Raw genomic sequence first — 17,783 nt, 5'->3', positions numbered from 1 at the left:
GTTCCGTTAGTGCTGAGCCAGCACGAACGGCCTGCCCGTCAAGCGCAGATGAAGAATCACGAGCCAGCGCCGTGGGCAGCTCGCCGCGACCGCAACGGGCCATGCGCGACGGCCGCCTGGCGTGGCCTGCGTGGCATAGTGGCCCTGAAGCGCGAGCTCGAACGCAGCCTGCGCGAACTCGCGTGTGACGATTACACCACTGATGATCAGAGCAACGGCGAGCATCCGGAACGGCGCGGAGCTGAAGGCGTGCGGGGGAACCGGCAGCACCAGTAGCGCGAGGCACACGAGCACCTCGGCGCCCATGGCCGTGAGCGAGGCCACCATCAGGTGGGCCCTCAGCATGTCGACGGTGACTGGCTTCATGGCTTGGTCTCGAGACCTGACGAAAGGCGCGGCGCCCTGCATCGGCGCCGCTCTCCGGCGTGATACTGCGCCGGCCGGCCATTTCGGCGATGTGCTTACGATTAGGTTGCAATGTCTCACAGCAGGCCCCTATAGCGTGCCCGCAATGGTACCGCGACAGCGACCTGCTGAGGGGCGATAGTATCGATTCAAGCTGAAGGTAACCTTAAGATAGCAAGCGTACAAAGCAGGTATTGAACAGGCTGGTTAAACTTCCGGAGTGCAGTTTAAAGCCTATTTAAAATGCCTGCTGCCAAGCTGTAAATATCGAACGGAATGAATTGACTCATGCGCGTACTCCTCGTTGAAGACGATGAACTGATAGGCTGCGGTGTCGAAGCGGGACTGCGCCAGTCCGGCTTCACCGTAGACTGGGCGCGCGACGGCCACAAGGCCAGCCTCGCGCTCGACACCACGGCCTACGCTCTCGTGCTGCTCGATCTCGGCCTGCCCCGGGTGTCGGGGCTGGACCTGCTGAAACGGCTGCGCGATGCGGGCAAGGACGTGCCGGTGCTGGTGCTGACCGCGCGCGGCACGGTGGTCGACCGGGTTGGCGGCCTCGAAGCGGGCGCCGACGACTATCTCGGCAAGCCGTTCGATCTGACCGAACTGATTGCCCGTTGCCGGGCCTTGCTGCGCCGTGCACAAGGCCGCAGCGTCGAGCTGATCCGCTATCGGGACCTGACCGTCAATCCGGCCGCTCAGACCGTCGAAATCGGCTCGACGCGCGTCGCCCTCACCTCGCGCGAGTGGGCGATCCTGATGCAGTTGCTGACCAATCAGGGGATTCCTCAATCGCGCTCACGGCTGGAAGAAAGCCTGTACGGGTGGCAGGAGGAAATCGAAAGCAATGCGATCGAGGTGCACGTCTCCAATCTGCGCAAAAAGCTCGGCGCCAAGCTGATCAGGACCGTGCGCAATATCGGCTATGTAGTGGAGAAGGCTTGATGGGCGCGTCGATTCGCCGGCGCCTCGCGTTGCTGGTGCTCGCCAGCATCCTGCTGGTGTGGGGCGTGGCGCTGGTAACGAGCTATCGCCAGGCCGAGCGCGAAGTCAGCGAGTGGGAAGAGGCCCGCCTCGCGGAACTGGCCCAGATACTTGCTTTGCTCGATCAGCGCAATCTCACGACGCTCGCCAACGCGCGCATCGACGTGCGCGAGGAAGAAAGAGGCGGCGAGGCCGGCGCCAACGACAGCGATGACGACGACTCCCTGCCGCGCGACGCGCTCTTTCAGGTGCGCACCGCGAACGGCGACGTGCTGGCGGGCAGCCCGGCATTGCAAACGCTCAAAGCATGGGATTTGCCGGTGCCCGCCGTCACCGGCGCGCAGACCCTCACGCTCGGCGGTCAGATGTATCACTCGTTCACGCTGCGTGACACCTCGCTCGGCCACATCGTGCGCGTGTTCGAGCCGGCCAATACGCGCAGCGACCTGGTGAGCGGCATCGCGAGCCGGATCGCCCGCCCCACGCTGATGGCCCTGCCGGTGCTCGCGATCCTGGTGTGGCTCAGCATCGGCTGGAGTCTGGAGCCGCTCAGGGTGCTCTCGGAGGCGATCCGGTCGCGCGACATCAACCGGATGGAGCCGATCGATATCGGCCACGCGCCAATCGAGGTACGGCCGCTCGTCGATGCGATCAATCAGATGCTGTCGCGCCTGCTGCGCTCACTGGAGCGCGAGCGTGCATTTACCGCCGACGCCGCTCATGAACTGAAAACACCGCTCGCCGCGATCAAGGTGCAGGCCCAGGTCGCGCTGGCCGAACCGGACAAGGCGCGGCAGCGCCTCGCCATGGAGCGTGTGGTGCAAGGCGTGGACCGCAGCGCGCGGCTCGCCGAGCAATTGCTGCTGCTCGCGCGCCTGGACGTGCATGAAACCATGTTGAGCGCGCCGCTCAAGCCGGCCACGCTGGCTAAAGACGCGTTGCTTGCCAACGAACGCAACGCGCAGCAGAAAAACATTCGTGTGGTGCTAACGGGCGACATGCGCGCCGAGATCAACGCGGAGCCCGTGCTGATCGGCATCCTGTTCGACAATCTGCTCGACAACGCGATCAAGTACGGGCGTGCCGGGGGCAGCATCGAGGTCGCGGTGCGGCACATGGACGACCGCGTGCAAGTGACCGTGCGCGACGACGGCCCTGGCGTCGCACCGGGCGACATGGCCCGCCTGACGCATCGTTTTTTCCGCGCGACCGGCAATCAGGCCACCGGCAGCGGCCTGGGACTTTCGATTGTTGCGCGGATCGCGGAGCATTTCGGCGCGAGCCTGCATCTCAGCACCGGTATCGGCGAGCAAGGTCTCGCCGTCGAAGTATCGTTTCCCGCTTATGCGCAGGCCCGCTGAAGGCGCGGCCGGCGCATATGTGCTGTCCCTTAGCGCTGGCCCGTATCGCCCACGACTGAACCCTCGGCGAGCGCCACGCGCCCTGCCCGCTCGTCGTGCTTGCCGCGCTTGTGCAGGCGATTCGGCGACTCGGCGAACTGCCACGCCACGAGCCCCGGCACGAACATCACCAGATCGCGAATACGCCGCGCGCCGGCCAGTGCGAGACAGGTGGCCGGATCGATGCCCAGCGCGCCGCCGATCAGAATGAAGCCGCCTTCCTGCACCCCGAGGCCGCCCGGCACGAAGAACGCCGCGCTGCTGATCGCCTGGATCAGCGACTCAATCACGACAGCTTCGACCAGCGTGACGTGCACGCCGAGAAAATACAGCGCGATCCAGATTTCCAGCGACGTGAGGAAACACTGCAGCGGCTGCCAGAAGAACAGATAGCGCAGTATCGGGCCACGCCGGCGCCAGATCAGCTTGATGGACTGATCGATCTGCGCCGACTGGCCGACAAGTGCGGCGAGCTTGCCGCTCGTGATGTGATTGAGGGCGCGCGTCATGCGCTCGAACGGGCTTGCGTGCTGCACGAGTGCGAACAGCACGAGGAGCGGCGTGAGCACCACCACGCCCCACGCCAGCTGACCGGCCAGCCGCAGCGTGCCGGAGTGCGCATGCGCGAACAGAAAGCCGATGCCGACCATGGTGAAGAGCAGCTGGCTGATCACCGTAAGCTGCATATCGACGATGATGCTGCCTACCGCCGTGGACGGCCGCACGCCCCAACGCTTGAGCATGCGGAACGACACCACCTCGCCGCCGATGCGCGCCACCGGCAACATGCAATTGACCGACTCGCGCACCCACACCAGGTGCAGCATCCTGAGCACGCTGGGCCGGTTCGCGCCGCGAATCAGCGAGCGCCAGTCGCAGGCGTTGGCGAGCATGGGCAGCACGTGCGCCAGTGCGGCCAGCAGGAGGCCCGCGCCGGCTGCCCGCAGCGCGTCGAGCACCGCGCCAGGATTGTCCTGCCAGACGAGCCAGAGCGACGCCAGCAAGCCGGCGAGCGCGGCGAAACGGCCGAGATGCTTCATCACGCTGCCACCTCGTACGTGCGCTCCGTGCCGGTTGCCCGGCCTTCAATGCTTTCGTTGGAAAACTTGCCCATCATTACCGATCCAGACTGCCCTTTATTCGTCATTCGTCCTGCGCCGCCGACAACAGACCGTCGCCGTCCACCTTGAAGCTGAAGCCGCGCCAGATGACACGCGACGACCGGAAGCTCGCGACAAAAATCGCGAACGATACGATATCCCACAACGGCAGCAGCCACAGGTCGCGGTGCGCCTGCCGCAACGCGCGGTCGGACAGTACCTTGAGCGCGAGCCGCGCGCACATGGCCGTCAGCGCGAGCGCACACGCCCACCAAGCACCACCGGAAAACAGCACGGCGAGCGAGGCAAACGCGAGGGGATGAATCAACGCCGAGCCGAGATGGCCGAGCGGATCGATACTGCGGATCGTGCGGCTCCACCGCAGTTCATGCGCGATCAATTGCCTCGCGCTCGCTTCGACGCAGGCATGCGAGATCGTGAACGGCGGAATCGCCACCTTCTCGCCAACCATGCGCACCGCTTCGCCGATTGCGTGATCCTCGGCCAGGTGCCGCACGAACGGCGTAAAGCCGCCGATTTTTTCGAACGTATCGCGCCGCATCACGATGGTCTGCCCGAAGCACGGCCGCGCGAGTCCGAGCGCGAGACCGGTCACGACGCCGGGCAGGAATTGATAGTTGGTGGCCTTGGCCGACAGGCGCGGCCAGAAACCCGGATCGGGCTGCCCACGGTACACGCAGGTGACGAGCCCCACGCCGGGCTTCTGCAATTCGCCGATCACGTTACGCAGATAGTTCGGCGCGACGCTCACGTCGCTGTCGGCAAACGCCAGCACGTCGTGCCGCGCTTGCGGAAGCATATTGAGGATATTGCTGATCTTGCGGTTCGGACCGTACAGACGCGCATCCGCGACCACGGTGATGTCCGCTTCGGGAAAGAGCCGCCGCAGATCGTCGACGGTTTGCAGCGCGGGATCGGCCGAGTCGTGCACGCCAAACACGAACTGTACAGGCCCGGGGTAATCCTGCCGGCAGAAGCTCGACAGATTGTCGAGCAACGCCCATTCATTGCCGTGCAACGGCTTGAGGATCGTAACCGGCGGAAAGCTGGTCGGCTCGGACACCGGGCGCGCGAAGAACCGTCCGATCAGCACACTCGCGAGCAGGGTGTAACCGATGCCGAAAATGGCGCCCGCCGCGCACGCATAGGCTAGCGTGACGGCGAGCAGGTGCGCGGCGTTCACGCTTGGTGAGCGCGCAGGAAGCGGAAAAACTCGACGCCTTCACGCAGACGCCGTTTCATCATGTCCCAGCTCGTCAACATCTCGCGGAGGATTTCCCAGATCTTCGACGGGCGGAAATAGAACCGCTTGTAGAAGTTCTCGAGCTGATGATAGATCTCGTCGCGCGACAGATGCGGATAGCCGATCGCCGCGAGCTGCACGCCTTCCTTGCTGACGAGGTTGATCACCTTGTTCTCTTCGAGCCAGCCGTTTTCCACCGCCTGGTTGTAGAGCGTCGTGCCGGGGTACGGCGCGGCGAGCGAAACCTGGATGGTGTGCGGATTGATCTCTTTCGCGTACTCGATGGTCTTCTGGATCGTGTCCTGCGTTTCGCCCGGCAGACCGAGAATGAAGGTGCCGTGAATCTTGATGCCGAGCTTGCGGCAGTCGTCGCTGAAGCGGCGCGCGATATCCGTGCGCAGGCCCTTCTTGATGTTCAGCAGGATCTGGTCGTCGCCGGATTCGTAGCCGACCAGCAGCAGGCGCAGGCCGTTTTCCTTCATGATCTTCAGCGTGGAGTACGGCACGTTCGCCTTCGCGTTGCACGACCACGTCACGCCGAGCTTGCCCAGGCCGCGGGCAATTTCCTCGACGCGCGGCTTGAAGTCGGTGAAGGTGTCGTCGTCGAACATGATCTCCTTGACTTCAGGCATGTTGTCGCGAATCCACTTCACTTCTTCCAGCACGTTCTCGACCGAGCGCGTACGGTAGCGGTGCCCGCCCACGGTTTGCGGCCACAGGCAGAAGGTGCACTTGGAGCGGCAGCCGCGGCCCGTGTAGATCGACACGTACGGGTGCTTCAGGTAGCCGATGAAGTAGTTGTTGATCGTCAGGTCGCGCTTGTACACCGGCGCGACGAACGGCAGCTCGTCCATGTTCTCGAGGATCGGACGCGCTTCGTTGTGCTCGATCGAACCGTCGGCCGCGCGGTAGCTAAGACCCTTGATCTGCGCGAGCGGTTTGCCTTCGGCAACTTCCTGGCAGGTGAAGTCGAATTCCTCGCGGCAGACGAAGTCGATCGCCTCGCTCGCGGTGAGCGAGTTGTGCGGGTCGACCGCGACCTTCGCGCCGACCATGCCGACCAGCAGCGATGCCTTGCGCTTTTTCAGGTCTTCGGCAAACAGTGCGTCGGTGGGGAAAGACGGGGTGCTGGTGTGGATGACCACCAGATCATATTGCTGCGCAATATCGAGCGTGGCTTCGACGGACAGTCCGTCGGCGGGGGCGTCGAGTACACGGCTGTCGGGTACCAGTGCGGCGGGCTGCGCGAGCCACGTGGGATACCAGAATGAGCGGACTTCACGCTTGGCCTGATAGCGCGAACCCGCGCCACCATCGAAGCCGTCGTACGACGGCGCCTGCAAGAACAGGGTTTTCATGGATGCTCCAGCAAGCCTTTAATCGGCGCTTTCAGTTCTCTGTCAAAAACTATTGGAACTCTTGCCCGCGAGGATGCAGGTAATCGCGCAGATACTACGGAGCAAAGCTGAAGGAAACCTTAAGAAAAATACTCGGTAACCTGCGGCTCCGCTGCGCGGAAATCGCCTGCACGAATCTCACCCCGCCTTTCATGTCAAGAGTGTGAAAGTGCGCACCGGCAGCCGAATCAACGCAGATTCGCCGCCGCGACGCCCCGCAAGCATAACGCATGCCGCGCACCATTGCAGCGCCGCCCGCCGGTGCGCTCGCCCACAATCAGATAAGATAATTGGTATCGGCAGTCCATCCATGGCCGCGCGGGCCCAGCCCAATGATTCAAGACCGCGCGGCCTGCCTTTTCTGTCTTTCCCACCTACAGGAAACCCCAGCATGGCCACCTCGAACTATACAGATACGCGACTTCTGATCAACGGCGAATGGTGCGACGCAGCCAGCGGCAAGACCCTCGACGTCATCAACCCCGCCACCGGCCAGGCGATCGGCAAGGTGGCGCATGCCGGCATTGCGGATCTGGACCGGGCGCTGGCCGCCGCGCAGCGCGGCTTCGAGGCCTGGCGCAAGGTGCCCGCCAACGAGCGAGCCACCACCATGCGCAAGGCCGCCGCGCTGGTGCGCGAGCGCGCCTCGGACATCGCCCGGCTGATGACGCTCGAACAGGGCAAGCCGTTTGCCGAAGCACGCGTGGAAGTGCTGTCGGCGGCCGATATCATCGAATGGTTCGCCGACGAGGGCCGCCGTGTCTACGGCCGGGTCGTGCCGTCGCGCAACCTGGCGGTCCACCAGCAGGTGCTCAAGGAGCCGATCGGCCCGGTGGCGGCGTTCACGCCGTGGAACTTCCCGGTCAACCAGGTGGTGCGCAAGCTGAGCGCGGCGCTCGCCTGCGGCTGCTCGTTCCTCGTCAAGGCCCCGGAAGAAACCCCGGCGTCGCCGGCGGCGCTGCTGCAGGCGTTCGTCGAAGCGGGCGTGCCGGCGGGCACGGTCGGCCTCGTGTACGGCGACCCGGCGGAGATTTCCGGCTACCTGATCCCGCATCCGGTGATCCGCAAGGTGACGTTTACCGGCTCGACGCCGGTCGGCAAGCAGCTGGCGGCGCTGGCCGGTACGCACATGAAGCGCGCGACGATGGAACTGGGCGGCCATGCGCCGGTGATCGTGGCTGAAGACGCCGACGTGGCCCTCGCCGTTAAGGCGGCCGGCGGCGCGAAATTCCGCAATGCGGGCCAGGTCTGCATCTCGCCGACGCGTTTCCTGGTGCACAACAGCATCCGCGAGGAATTCGCCGCGGCGCTCGTCAAGCATGCTGAAAGCCTCAAGCTGGGTGACGGCCTCGCCGAGGGCACGACGCTCGGGCCGCTCGCCAACGCGCGCCGCCTCACGGCGATGAGCAAGGTGCTGGACGATGCGCGCAAGACCGGCGCCACGGTCGCGACGGGTGGCGAGCGGGTGGGCTCGGAGGGCAACTTTTTCGCGCCGACCGTGCTGACCAACGTGTCGCTCGAAGCGGACGTGTTCAACAACGAGCCGTTCGGCCCGATCGCCGCGATTCGCGGCTTCGACAAGCTCGAGGAGGCGATCGCCGAATCCAACCGTCTGCCGTTCGGCCTCGCGGGCTATGCGTTCACGAAGTCGTTCAGCAACGTGCATCTGCTGTCGCAGCAACTGGAAGTCGGCATGCTGTGGATCAACCAGCCGGCTACGCCTTGGCCGGAAATGCCGTTTGGCGGCGTGAAGGACTCCGGCTACGGCTCGGAAGGCGGACCGGAAGCGATGGAAGCTTATCTGGTGACCAAGTCGGTGTCGGTGACCGCGGTTTAAGGCGGATTGCGGCGGCGCGCTCCTGAGTTCCTGAATTATTGAGCCGCCGGCGATTCCTGCCGTATCCGCACCGGGTCCGCGAGCTGCCGCTCGCGGACCCTTTTTCATTCTGACGACCCGTAAATTAACGTTGACCCATGCAACCCACACTGACCGGCAAGACCGTGGAGCTCAGGCCGCTTCAATTGGACGACGCGCAAGGTTTGCTCGACGCCGCCGCGGACGGGCAACTCTGGAACATGAAGCTGACCGTCGTGCCGGGACCGGACACCATCGGCGGCTATATCGCGGCCGCACTGGACGGCCGTGCGGCTGGCACCGTGATGCCGTTCGTGATCGTGCGGCGCGATACCGGTGCGATAGTCGGCAGTACGCGGTTCTGGAAAATCGACCGGGCAAATCGCAAGCTGGAGATCGGCCACACGTGGTTGAGCGAATCGGTACAGCGCTCGGCGGTGAACACCGAGGCGAAGTATCTGCTGCTGTGCCACGCATTCGACGTCATGCAATGCGTGCGCGTGCAGTTCACCACGGACGAACTCAACGAGAAATCGCGCGCCGCGATTCAGCGGATCGGCGCGAAGCTGGAAGGCGTGGTCCGGCACGAGCGGATCATGCCGGACGGACGCAAGCGCAATTCGGTGCGCTTTAGCATCATCGACGATGAATGGCCCGAGGTGAAGGCGATGCTGGAAGACAAGCTGGCGCGGTGATATGCCGTCCGTGATTCACGGCTGGCGCTTCCCCGAGATACGCTGACAAGCCGACCCACCACGCCGCGCCCGCCTCACCCGGCCTTCTCAAACATGCACGTCCCGCTCGTTGAGCGGCGCCGCCGCCACCCCAGCCGGTTCTTCGCGCAGCACATCACGCGCGTTATGCCGGCGCACCCACAGCGCGGTGAGAATCGGCACCAGAATCGCCGTCACGAGACAGGACGTCGCCACCATCGCCGTCGCCGCCGGCACCAGTGGCTTGAAGCTCGGAATCATCTCGCCAATGATCGCCGGATTCGCCACCGCGGCGCCCGCCGTCGACGATGCCGCCAGCCCCGCCGCCCCATTACCCCCGGCGATCCAGCGGTCGGCGAGAATCAGCGGAATGCCCGTCACGACGATCACCGCGAGGCCGAGCACGACGCCCGGAATGCCGCTCTTCACAATCACGTTCAGGTCGATGCCGTTGCCGAGCGCGAAGCCGAAAAACGGAATCAGCGGATGCACGCAGCGTCCGAAGAACTCGCGCAGATCGCTGTCGATATTGCCCAGCGTGAAGCCGATCAGGAACGGCAGCACCGCGCCGACGAACAGTCGCGGCTCGAAGAACGCCACACCCGCCGCGCCGAGAATGATCATGCTGACGAGCGGGCCCGATTCGACCGACATCAGCACGAACGCGCCCGCCTCCTCCTTGCTGCCGTATTGCTGCATCACGGCCGCATAGAGACCGCCGTTGGTCATGTCCATCGAGGTCGTGATCGCCAGCACCGAGAGACCCGCGAAGAGCCCCGCCTTGATGCCGTCGACGGGAATGAAATGCGAGGCGATCAGCGTCGCTATCCACGCCACCGCCATTTTGGTCACCAGCAGCGTGCCCGACTTGCGCAGCACCGTGCCGGTCGCGCGCAGGTTGATCGTCGCGCCCATGCAGAAGAACCACACCGCCAGAATCGGCACGGTGCCGGCGATCAAACCATTGGTGAACGACCCGAAGTACTTGCCCGCGCCCGGCGCGAACGTGTGAACACAGGCGCCGAGCAGCAACGGCACCAGCATCAGGCCGCCAGGAATGCGGTCGATGGCCTTCTTGAGCTTCATGCCTCCTCCATGGACTTCGCGTCCAGTTAGCGGGTGGAATCGGATGGTTCCCCCGGGGGTAATGTCCCGTTCTCGCGCCGGGTTGCTCCCTTTCGGCGCAATATAGCACCCGAAAAGGAACGTCGTTCCGATTCAATCGCATATCTCGCTCATCGTTTACCCTTTCAACACCACAAAGCCTTGCTAGCTATCGTGTGGCGGTGCAATATTTTCGGACCATCGTTCCACTATTTGATTTTTGCGTTACAGTCGAGCCCGAAACGGCGCTGTCATCGCGTGACGACATGCCGCCGCAACCGCCTGGAGAAAGAACCATGGAAGTGAGACAGGCCATCAGCAGCGATCATGCAAGGACGCTGGATACCGCGGGGTTGCGCAAGGCGTTTCTGGTCGAGCAGGTGTTCGAGCCCGATGCGCTGAAACTCACCTATAGCCATATCGACCGGATCATCGTCGGCGGCGCGTGCCCGGTGGTGCGCGCGGTCGAGGTGCCCGCCGCGCTCGGCAAGGCGATCGGCGTGAACACGCTGCTCGAGCGGCGCGAACTCGGCGCGATCAACATCGGCGGCGACGGCTGGGTCGACGTGGACGGCACGCGCCACACCGTGCGCAACGAAGAGGCGATCTATATCGGCCAGGGTGCGCAAGCGATCGCGTTCGGCAGCGACAACGCCACGCGCCCGGCGAAGTTCTACCTGAATTGCGCGCCGGCCCACACGTCCTACCCCACCCGCACGATCTCGCTCACGCAGGCCGCGCCGCAAACGCTCGGCGACGCCGCCACGAGCAACCGCCGCACCATCTACAAGTTCATCGTTCCCGAGGTGCTGCCCACCTGCCAGTTGTCGATGGGCATGACGAAACTCGAACCCGGCAGCCTCTGGAACACCATGCCCTGCCATACGCACGAGCGCCGCATGGAGGTGTACTTCTATTTCAACGTTGCCGGCGACGCCGCCGTCTTCCACATGATGGGCGAGCCGAACGAGACGCGGCATATCCTCGTGCACAACGAGCAGGCCGTGATCTCGCCGAGCTGGTCGATTCACTCGGGCGTCGGCACGCAGGCGTACACGTTCATCTGGGGCATGGTCGGCGAAAACCAGGTGTTCGGCGACATGGATCACCTCGCGGTGCGGGACCTGCGCTGATGGCCCGCTTCTTTTGCATCCACCACTCCTCGCGCGCGCCATGGGCCTGAATACCGTGAATCCCTTCGACCTCACCGGCCGCGTCGCCATCGTCACCGGCAGCAATACGGGACTCGGCGCCGGCATGGCGGTGGCGCTCGCCGCCGCCGGTTGCGATATCGTCGGCGTGAGCCGCACCGACGCCGGCGACACGCCCGCGCGGGTCGAGGCGAGCGGCCGCCGTTTCGCGGACGTGCGCGCCGATCTCGGCTCGCCCGCGCCGGCCGGCGACATCGTACGCGCGGCCGTGGAAGCGTTCGGCCGCATCGACGTGCTGGTCAACAACGCCGGCATCATCCGCCGCGACAATGCGCTCGATTTCACCGAAGCCGACTGGGACGACGTCATGGACGTCAATCTGAAGAGCCTCTTCTTTCTCTCGCAGGCCGCCGCGCGGCAGTTCGTCAAGCAGCAAGGCGGCGGCAAGATCATCAACGTCGCGTCGATGCTGTCGTTTCAGGGCGGTATACGGGTCGCCTCGTACACGGCGTCGAAGAGCGGCGTGCTCGGGCTCACGCGCCTGCTCGCGAACGAATGGGCGGCGCACGGCATCAACGTGAACGCGATCGCGCCGGGCTACATGGCAACGGCAAACACGGCGGCGCTGCGCGACGACACGCGACGCAACGGGGAAATTCTCGGCCGCATTCCCGCGGCTCGCTGGGGCACGCCGGACGATCTCGCGGGACCGGTGGTGTTCCTTGCGTCGTCCGCTTCCGACTACGTGCATGGGCATACACTGGCGGTCGACGGCGGCTGGCTCGCGCGCTGACTCGGCAGAGCGCGCGCGGCACGGTATGCTCTCGGCGGCTCGCCAACGCACGCGTTGGCATCGCGGGATCGCACGAACAGGGATGACGGAAATGGCAGCAATGGGCAAACATCGCAAGGACGATGCGGAACACGCCGACAGCGGCGGCATGGCTGACGAGCGCGCCGATGAACGAGGCAATGAAAGGGGCAATGAGCGGGGTGAGTCGGCCTCGTCGATCGGCCGGGTCTTCGCGATTCTCGGCGCGATCGGCGACAGCGGACAGATCGGCATCAGCGAATTGTCGCAACGGCTCGGCATGTCGAAGACAACCGTGCACCGCGTGATCCAGACGCTCAAGGCGCTCGGCTACGTGACGCAGGAAATCGAAACCGAACGCTACCGGCTCACGATCCGCTTATTCGAACTCGGCGCGAAGGCGCTGGAAAGCGTCGATCTCGTGCGCGAAGCCGACGTCGAGATGCGCCGCATCGGCGAGGCGACCCGCGAGGCGGTCCACCTCGGCGCATTCGATGAAGACGCCATCATCTACATCCACAAGATCGACGCCGATTACGGGCTGCGCATGCAGTCGCGCATCGGCCGCCGCAATCCGCTGCACAGCACGGCGATCGGCAAGGTGCTGCTCGCGTGGATGGACCCGGCCGACGCGCGCGAGGTGCTCTCTCACGTGGAATTTCGCAAGTCGACGGCCAAATCGCTCAGCTCCGCCGAAGCGGTGCTCAGCATCTTGCCGCGTGTGCGCGCGCAAGGTTACGGGGAGGACAACGAGGAACAGGAAGAAGGTCTGCAGTGTCTCGCGGTGCCGGTGTTCGACCGCTTCGGCCGCGTGATCGCCGGCCTGTCGATTTCGTTTCCGACCATGCGCTGCGGCGCCGACACGAAGTCGCATTATGTGACGCTGCTCACGCGTGCGGGTCTCGCGATCTCAACGCGGCTCGGTTATCGCGAGCCGACTACGGCAGCACCGGCGCCTCTACCCGCCGAACAGGGCCGGGCAAAGTGACGCACGCCGACGCGCCGACGGTTCAAGGCAGCATCCGCTCCAGCACCCGGTCCTTCAGGACGAAGCGATGAAAGAGCGCCCCGGCAATATGCAGTGCGATCAGCGCGAACAACACCCAGGCCAGAACGCCGTGGATGTCGCCCATGGCGTGACCGACCGGCGAGATGGCCGGATAAGGCAACACGCCAAACAGCTTCACCGACCAGCCGCGCGAGGACGCATTGGCCCACCCGAGTACGGGTACGGCCACCAGCGTCACATAGAGAAGCCCATGCGTGATGTGCGACACGGCGCTGAGCAAAGGCGATAGCGGCGCAGGCGTGGGCCGGTGCGTGAGGCGCCAGACTATTCTCAGCAATACCGCGGCGATCAGCGCGGCACCCACGCCGAGATGCCAGGCGATCAAGCCATCGGGCCGCGTGCCCTTGTGGATATCCGGCATGACCCAGCCGATCACGAACTGGGCGGCGATCAGCAGGACCACCAGCCAGTGAAAAAACTTTGCCACGCCGTCATAGCCCGCGGCGTTGCGGCTCGCACTGAATTCGTTGGAACGCGTCGTCATGTGAGGTTCTTGGCCGTTGTCCGGTGGTGGATAGAAAGCAGCGTTTGTGTCGGCGCACAGGAATACCGGGCGCAAAACCGGAAATATGCTACGGATTAAATCTTAAGAAAAGCTGATGCGAAACGGCGGTCATTTTCGCTCATTCCTGAGACGGATACGCATGCGCATACGCCGCTCGGGTGCCGAATCGTGCAAACACGACCGGCGGCGCTCCTAGTCTGCAACTGAATGTATCCGTTAGGCATGACTGCCGCGAATTGCCATGCCGCCCACTTCCCGACCCTGGTTACGCCCGCCGCTGCGCGCGCGGCGACCGGCACGACGCTCGTAGAGGGCGTTTTTTCAGCTGCGTGCTCAATAGCTTGCCCGCCTGCCTCCCGTTCGCGCACCGGCTCCTCATAAGGCGCCGGTACACGGGCCCTGCGTTACGCGTCACGAGCCCGCACGCGTGGCCAGCGACACGTCCTGTTACACACAAACACACCGGTAATGCAGCCTCTCAGTAGAGTTCGGGTCACAAGGTTATGAGAGCAATCTCATGGGAGCAACGCCATGAAAAAACTTCTCGCGCTGGTCATTTTGGCCGTATCGCTCGGCAGTGCATTGAGCGGCTGCATCGTCGTCCCGGAGGGCGGGGGCTACGGTTACCACTATCACGATCACGATCGTTACTGATCACACGCCTGTCCACACTCAATCATAAAACCCGAGAATAGAACATGAACAATTCACGAAACCGCTGGCTGTCGATGGCGATCGTCGCAGGTCTTGGGATCGGCGCATCGTCGGCCGCGCTGGCCCACGTCGATGTGGGCGTGAACATCGGCATTCCAGGCGTCGCTGTTGCGCCTGTCCCGGTGTACGCACCGCCGCCTCCGGTCTACGCTCCGGCGCCGCCGGTGGTTGTGGTAAGCCCGGGCTGGTATGGCGAACGTTATTACGACGGCCACCGTTACTGGGAGCGGCGCGAGTGGGAAGAACGCCACCGCGATCGCGAATGGCATGACGCGCGTGGTCCGCACGGCGACTGGCATGACAACGGCTGGCATGGCCATGGTGACGATCACGACCACGGCTGGCATGGCGACGATCACGGTCACGGCGACCATTGATGCCTGGTCCGGCCGCGCCGATGACGCGGCCCGGACACGCACGCATTCGCGCCACACCTTTTGCAGGAGCGACGATTTGCTAAGCAGCGATCCAAGACGAGTAACGGCGTATATCGACGACACGGTCGTTTGCGCCGAATACAGCGAGCAGACCGGCCAACTATGTTTGCGGCAAGATGGGGCGTTATTGCGCGAATGGTTTCCACCGCATTCGTGGATCGCCATTGGGTCGGTGGCGGGGGCGCGCCATTGGGGCACGCGGCCTACTGATGAAGACCTGCTGGCACTGCTGCGCAACGAGATGACGCTGTTGCGCACGCCTTAGAAGAGATTCCGCTCGCGCGGCGCATTGAGCGCCGCGCATGTTGCAACGCGCTTAACGCACGTTGTAAATCGGCGGCGAGTAGGAGCTGACTACCGTCTCGCCACCGCGGCCGGCTTGCGACGTGCCGTGGCTGCCCGAACCAAAACCGCTGTTGTCGGCCTGAGCCGGGTTTTGCTGAGTTTGGGTCTGCGCTTGCGCGGCCTGAGCGCCCTGCGAAGCGGACTGATTCGACGACTGGGCAAACGACACTACTGGCGCGGCCAGAACAGCGGCGATAGCAACGGCTTTAATGAGCGACTTCATGGAACCACCTCCAAAGATTGTCCTTTCACATCCTGCGCATGCTGCGTGTGATGCAGCTGTGAAAGCAGTGTAGGTGTCCGGCGGGACGGGATAAATCCGCCAATCCTGAATTCACTGTTCCGGAATCGACAATGGAGGGCGGCGGTTCATCGATTGTCGAATGGCGGCCACGCTGATTGGCGCGAAATCCGCCCTACCCCTGACAGTCAGTCACCGACTGTTCGGAGCTGACCACATAATCGCGTTGCCCCTGACTGGTGCGTTTTCCGACTGTTGTTCGCGGTTATCGACCAGCTTCTAAAAAAACGAACGCCCCAACATGATGTCAATCTCAATTGATTAAACATCAATTGCTTACGATTACCTTGTTCGTTTTTTGCACCATGCTCTTTTTTGAGCACACTAATGCGCGCGCCGCGACCCGCGCAATCGCGCACACGTCCGTCCAGTTCGACATCAGCGGCCAGCCATTTACGATGCCTGTTGCACCAAATCGCCGGTGGCCCACGTTCCCGCGTATGGCCCAAAAAATTTGTCTGTTGTAGGATCAAGACCGCTGTTTCGCCATGCCATCCGACACACGCGCCAACCTGCTTGCACGTCCGTCCGTTCTGGAATCGCACCGCGCCCTGTCAATGAACTCAAGTCCACCTCTGCATGACGCTGCATCGGCACCGGAACAGGCCTTCGCCGGTCAGGGCAAACGGGCTGGGGTGTTGCTGCCCGGCATGTCGCCAGCACAGGCGTTCTCGACTCTGGCCGCGCCATTGGCCGCGCAGGTGGCGCAGCGCGCCGGCACCCTGGCGGCCAGTGCCGACCCCGAACATCTCCACAAGCTTCGGGTTGCGCTGCGGCGTCTGCGTTCGTTGTGGTGGGCTTACGATCCGCTGATCGACAGGCGGCAGGCAAAACTGCAACAGTGCGAATTCAAGGCCCTGGCTGACTCCGTCGGTCAAACACGTGACTGGGATATTCTGAAGCACTTACTGGCGGACGACACCCTCATGCCGGGCGCTTTCGCTGCGCTCGTCGAGCGTATCGAGCCCTTGCGCGCCGATGCGCTATTGCGCAGCCGCGCAACGATTGCGGTCGCGAATGTCGACGCGACACTGCAACAGCAGATCGCCAGTGTGCTGCAGCAACTCGACGCGGCCTCCTTCGACGAACCGCTCGCGAGTTTCGCCGCCAACCGGATTGCCGCGGCACAGAAAGCGCTGCAAAAAAGGCTGAAGCGCGTGCTTGCCGGTCCTGCCCCGAAGTACGACGCGCTTCACGACGTCCGGATAGCAGGCAAGAAACTGCGCTACCTGCAGGAGTTTTTCGCGCCGTTGATCGATAGCGGGAGCGAGGTAGGCGTCGTCCAGCTCACACGATTGCAGGATGAGTTAGGAACCCTCAATGACATCGTGACGAGTGAAGCGTTGCTTCTGGCGCATGCCGGTCGACTTGGCGAACACGCTGCCGCGCAGGCCGCGATGACCAGCCTGAAGTGTTCCAGGGACGATTCGCGGCAACGCGTCGATACGCTGCTGCGTGCGATGAGCGGGATGCTCGTCAACGAGTATCCCGGCATCGGAATTAACTGACTGCCGCCGGCAACCCGCGTGGGTCAGAACGGCCGTGTCAACAGCGCTGGGCGGGGCGCACACGGCGATGGGCCCACACGCTCCCCGGGGAGACTTTGGACACAAACGGTATATACTGTTTATACCGTTTGTGTCCCGGAGATCAATATGAACGCACCTATTACCAAAAAACCCAGCAAGAAAGCATTTCACTTCCCGAAGAATTCAACTGCTCCTGAGTCTGACGACGACAAGACCATCGCACCGCCGGTGAAAACGAAGCCGGCAGCAAAGAAGTCCGCTGCGAAGAAGTCGACTGCAAAGAAAGCTACAGCAAAGAAGCCTGCCAGCACGGAAAAGGTTGCGAAGGCGAAGCGCCCGGCCGCGGCCGAGACGGCGCCGGCCAGCGCTCCGGTGCAAGTCAAGGCCAAGCGTGCGAAGAAAGACAAGGTCGTGCGCGACAGCTTCACCATGCCGAAATCCGACTACGACAAAATAGCCGCCCTGAAGAAAAAGTGCCTGGAAGCGGGCGTCTCCGTCAAGAAGAGCGAGCTGTTGCGCGCCGGCCTGCTGATGCTTGAATCCGCCTCGCCCAAGCGCCTTGTCGCCGCGGTCTCGTCGGTGGAAGCCGTGAAGACGGGCCGTCCGGCGCAGGAATAAACCCACCGCCTTTAGGGGGCAGCGGCCTCCCCGGCCGCGGCCCTGCCACCCCTTCCCCTTCGGCTTCCTGAATGCGCC

At 63.8% G+C, this 17,783-nt stretch carries 19 protein-coding genes; 12 read left to right on the top strand and 7 right to left on the bottom strand.

Going from position 1 to position 17,783, the window contains the following annotated elements; translation table 11 throughout:
- Positions 1 to 6: 6 nt before the first annotated feature.
- A complete protein-coding gene (locus tag A6V37_RS11770; RefSeq protein WP_064267230.1) occupies positions 7 to 366 on the bottom strand; it encodes a hypothetical protein in 360 nt (119 codons plus the stop codon).
- A gap of 327 nt (positions 367 to 693) precedes the next feature.
- On the opposite strand from A6V37_RS11770, the gene A6V37_RS11765 reads away from it, so the two are divergent.
- The gene (locus tag A6V37_RS11765; RefSeq protein ID WP_064267229.1) at positions 694 to 1,353 is read left to right on the top strand and encodes a response regulator; all 660 of its coding nucleotides are present in this window, start codon (positions 694 to 696) and stop codon (positions 1,351 to 1,353) included.
- Positions 1,350 to 2,753, top strand: coding sequence for an ATP-binding protein (locus tag A6V37_RS11760; protein WP_064267228.1), 1,404 nt, complete (start codon positions 1,350 to 1,352; stop codon positions 2,751 to 2,753). The genes A6V37_RS11765 and A6V37_RS11760 overlap by 4 nt, the downstream gene beginning before the upstream one ends.
- 29 nt (positions 2,754 to 2,782) lie before the next feature.
- On the opposite strand, the gene A6V37_RS11755 is transcribed toward A6V37_RS11760, so the two are convergent.
- From A6V37_RS11755 to hpnJ, 3 genes are all read right to left on the bottom strand, one after another.
- On the bottom strand, positions 2,783 to 3,832 hold the full coding sequence (locus A6V37_RS11755; protein WP_242665779.1) for a lysylphosphatidylglycerol synthase domain-containing protein: 1,050 nt from the start codon (positions 3,830 to 3,832) through the stop codon (positions 2,783 to 2,785).
- A 103-nt stretch (positions 3,833 to 3,935) separates the two neighbouring features.
- Positions 3,936 to 5,096, bottom strand: coding sequence for a bacteriohopanetetrol glucosamine biosynthesis glycosyltransferase HpnI (gene hpnI / locus A6V37_RS11750; protein WP_064286005.1), 1,161 nt, complete (start codon positions 5,094 to 5,096; stop codon positions 3,936 to 3,938).
- Positions 5,093 to 6,514 (bottom strand): hopanoid biosynthesis associated radical SAM protein HpnJ, encoded by a 1,422-nt coding sequence (gene hpnJ, locus A6V37_RS11745; protein WP_064267225.1) that lies wholly within the window; start codon positions 6,512 to 6,514, stop codon positions 5,093 to 5,095. Before hpnJ ends, hpnI begins: the two co-directional genes overlap by 4 nt.
- Before the next feature lie 430 nt (positions 6,515 to 6,944).
- Between hpnJ and A6V37_RS11740 the strand changes: the two genes are divergently transcribed.
- On the top strand, positions 6,945 to 8,390 hold the full coding sequence (locus tag A6V37_RS11740; protein ID WP_064267224.1) for an NAD-dependent succinate-semialdehyde dehydrogenase: 1,446 nt from the start codon (positions 6,945 to 6,947) through the stop codon (positions 8,388 to 8,390).
- A 137-nt stretch (positions 8,391 to 8,527) separates the two neighbouring features.
- Positions 8,528 to 9,103, top strand: a complete 576-nt coding sequence (locus tag A6V37_RS11735) for a GNAT family N-acetyltransferase (protein WP_064286004.1) — start codon at positions 8,528 to 8,530, stop codon at positions 9,101 to 9,103.
- Between the two features lie 87 nt (positions 9,104 to 9,190).
- On the opposite strand, the gene kdgT is transcribed toward A6V37_RS11735, so the two are convergent.
- Positions 9,191 to 10,207, bottom strand: a complete 1,017-nt coding sequence (gene kdgT / locus A6V37_RS11730; RefSeq protein ID WP_064286003.1) for a 2-keto-3-deoxygluconate transporter — start codon at positions 10,205 to 10,207, stop codon at positions 9,191 to 9,193.
- A gap of 314 nt (positions 10,208 to 10,521) precedes the next feature.
- Here kdgT and kduI point away from each other — a divergent pair, with 314 nt between their 5' ends.
- From kduI to kdgR, 3 genes are all read left to right on the top strand, one after another.
- Complete coding sequence (gene kduI, locus A6V37_RS11725) at positions 10,522 to 11,358, top strand: 5-dehydro-4-deoxy-D-glucuronate isomerase (RefSeq protein ID WP_064267221.1); 837 nt, start codon at positions 10,522 to 10,524, stop codon at positions 11,356 to 11,358.
- 40 nt (positions 11,359 to 11,398) lie between these two features.
- Complete coding sequence (gene kduD, locus A6V37_RS11720; protein ID WP_064267220.1) at positions 11,399 to 12,169, top strand: 2-dehydro-3-deoxy-D-gluconate 5-dehydrogenase KduD; 771 nt, start codon at positions 11,399 to 11,401, stop codon at positions 12,167 to 12,169.
- 91 nt (positions 12,170 to 12,260) lie between these two features.
- Positions 12,261 to 13,175, top strand: coding sequence for a DNA-binding transcriptional regulator KdgR (kdgR, locus tag A6V37_RS11715; protein ID WP_208607863.1), 915 nt, complete (start codon positions 12,261 to 12,263; stop codon positions 13,173 to 13,175).
- 22 nt (positions 13,176 to 13,197) lie between these two features.
- On the opposite strand, the gene A6V37_RS11710 is transcribed toward kdgR, so the two are convergent.
- Positions 13,198 to 13,740, bottom strand: coding sequence for a cytochrome b (locus A6V37_RS11710; protein ID WP_064286001.1), 543 nt, complete (start codon positions 13,738 to 13,740; stop codon positions 13,198 to 13,200).
- A gap of 552 nt (positions 13,741 to 14,292) precedes the next feature.
- Here A6V37_RS11710 and A6V37_RS42795 point away from each other — a divergent pair.
- The 3 genes from A6V37_RS42795 to A6V37_RS11700 all read left to right on the top strand — a co-directional run bounded on the left by A6V37_RS42795 (position 14,293) and on the right by A6V37_RS11700 (position 15,177).
- Complete coding sequence (locus A6V37_RS42795) at positions 14,293 to 14,415, top strand: hypothetical protein (protein ID WP_278185272.1); 123 nt, start codon at positions 14,293 to 14,295, stop codon at positions 14,413 to 14,415.
- A 44-nt stretch (positions 14,416 to 14,459) separates the two neighbouring features.
- Positions 14,460 to 14,852: a hypothetical protein gene (locus A6V37_RS11705; RefSeq protein WP_064267218.1), complete on the top strand. Its 393-nt coding sequence runs from the start codon at positions 14,460 to 14,462 to the stop codon at positions 14,850 to 14,852.
- A 76-nt stretch (positions 14,853 to 14,928) separates the two neighbouring features.
- Positions 14,929 to 15,177, top strand: coding sequence for a hypothetical protein (locus A6V37_RS11700; protein WP_064286020.1), 249 nt, complete (start codon positions 14,929 to 14,931; stop codon positions 15,175 to 15,177).
- Between the two features lie 51 nt (positions 15,178 to 15,228).
- Here the strand turns inward: A6V37_RS11700 and A6V37_RS11695 are convergent, their stop codons facing one another.
- Positions 15,229 to 15,480, bottom strand: a complete 252-nt coding sequence (locus A6V37_RS11695) for a hypothetical protein (protein ID WP_064267217.1) — start codon at positions 15,478 to 15,480, stop codon at positions 15,229 to 15,231.
- Between the two features lie 713 nt (positions 15,481 to 16,193).
- Here A6V37_RS11695 and A6V37_RS11690 point away from each other — a divergent pair.
- Complete coding sequence (locus A6V37_RS11690) at positions 16,194 to 17,066, top strand: CHAD domain-containing protein (protein ID WP_242665774.1); 873 nt, start codon at positions 16,194 to 16,196, stop codon at positions 17,064 to 17,066.
- Positions 17,067 to 17,213: 147 nt separating this feature from the next.
- A complete protein-coding gene (locus A6V37_RS11685; protein WP_064267216.1) occupies positions 17,214 to 17,705 on the top strand; it encodes a hypothetical protein in 492 nt (163 codons plus the stop codon).
- Positions 17,706 to 17,783 lie beyond the last annotated feature (78 nt).

It is taken from the genome of Paraburkholderia ginsengiterrae (assembly GCF_001645125.1).
Taxonomy (GTDB): Bacteria; Pseudomonadota; Gammaproteobacteria; order Burkholderiales; family Burkholderiaceae; genus Paraburkholderia; species Paraburkholderia ginsengiterrae.
This window is presented reverse-complemented; position numbering and strand designations above follow the sequence as displayed.

What these genes read in the sequence shown, in the direction of transcription:
- A6V37_RS11770 (WP_064267230.1), bottom strand. Translation starts at nt 366, where the DNA reads ATGAAGCCAGTCACCGTCGACATGCTGAGGGCCCACCTGATGGTGGCC.
- A6V37_RS11765 (WP_064267229.1), top strand. Translation starts at nt 694, where the DNA reads ATGCGCGTACTCCTCGTTGAAGACGATGAACTGATAGGCTGCGGTGTC.
- A6V37_RS11755 (WP_242665779.1), bottom strand. Translation starts at nt 3,832, where the DNA reads ATGAAGCATCTCGGCCGTTTCGCCGCGCTCGCCGGCTTGCTGGCGTCG.
- hpnJ (WP_064267225.1), bottom strand. Translation starts at nt 6,514, where the DNA reads ATGAAAACCCTGTTCTTGCAGGCGCCGTCGTACGACGGCTTCGATGGT.
- A6V37_RS11740 (WP_064267224.1), top strand. Translation starts at nt 6,945, where the DNA reads ATGGCCACCTCGAACTATACAGATACGCGACTTCTGATCAACGGCGAA.
- A6V37_RS11735 (WP_064286004.1), top strand. Translation starts at nt 8,528, where the DNA reads ATGCAACCCACACTGACCGGCAAGACCGTGGAGCTCAGGCCGCTTCAA.
- kdgT (WP_064286003.1), bottom strand. Translation starts at nt 10,207, where the DNA reads ATGAAGCTCAAGAAGGCCATCGACCGCATTCCTGGCGGCCTGATGCTG.
- kduI (WP_064267221.1), top strand. Translation starts at nt 10,522, where the DNA reads ATGGAAGTGAGACAGGCCATCAGCAGCGATCATGCAAGGACGCTGGAT.
- kduD (WP_064267220.1), top strand. Translation starts at nt 11,399, where the DNA reads ATGGGCCTGAATACCGTGAATCCCTTCGACCTCACCGGCCGCGTCGCC.
- kdgR (WP_208607863.1), top strand. Translation starts at nt 12,261, where the DNA reads ATGGCAGCAATGGGCAAACATCGCAAGGACGATGCGGAACACGCCGAC.
- A6V37_RS11710 (WP_064286001.1), bottom strand. Translation starts at nt 13,740, where the DNA reads ATGACGACGCGTTCCAACGAATTCAGTGCGAGCCGCAACGCCGCGGGC.
- A6V37_RS42795 (WP_278185272.1), top strand. Translation starts at nt 14,293, where the DNA reads ATGAAAAAACTTCTCGCGCTGGTCATTTTGGCCGTATCGCTCGGCAGT.
- A6V37_RS11705 (WP_064267218.1), top strand. Translation starts at nt 14,460, where the DNA reads ATGAACAATTCACGAAACCGCTGGCTGTCGATGGCGATCGTCGCAGGT.
- A6V37_RS11695 (WP_064267217.1), bottom strand. Translation starts at nt 15,480, where the DNA reads ATGAAGTCGCTCATTAAAGCCGTTGCTATCGCCGCTGTTCTGGCCGCG.
- A6V37_RS11685 (WP_064267216.1), top strand. Translation starts at nt 17,214, where the DNA reads ATGAACGCACCTATTACCAAAAAACCCAGCAAGAAAGCATTTCACTTC.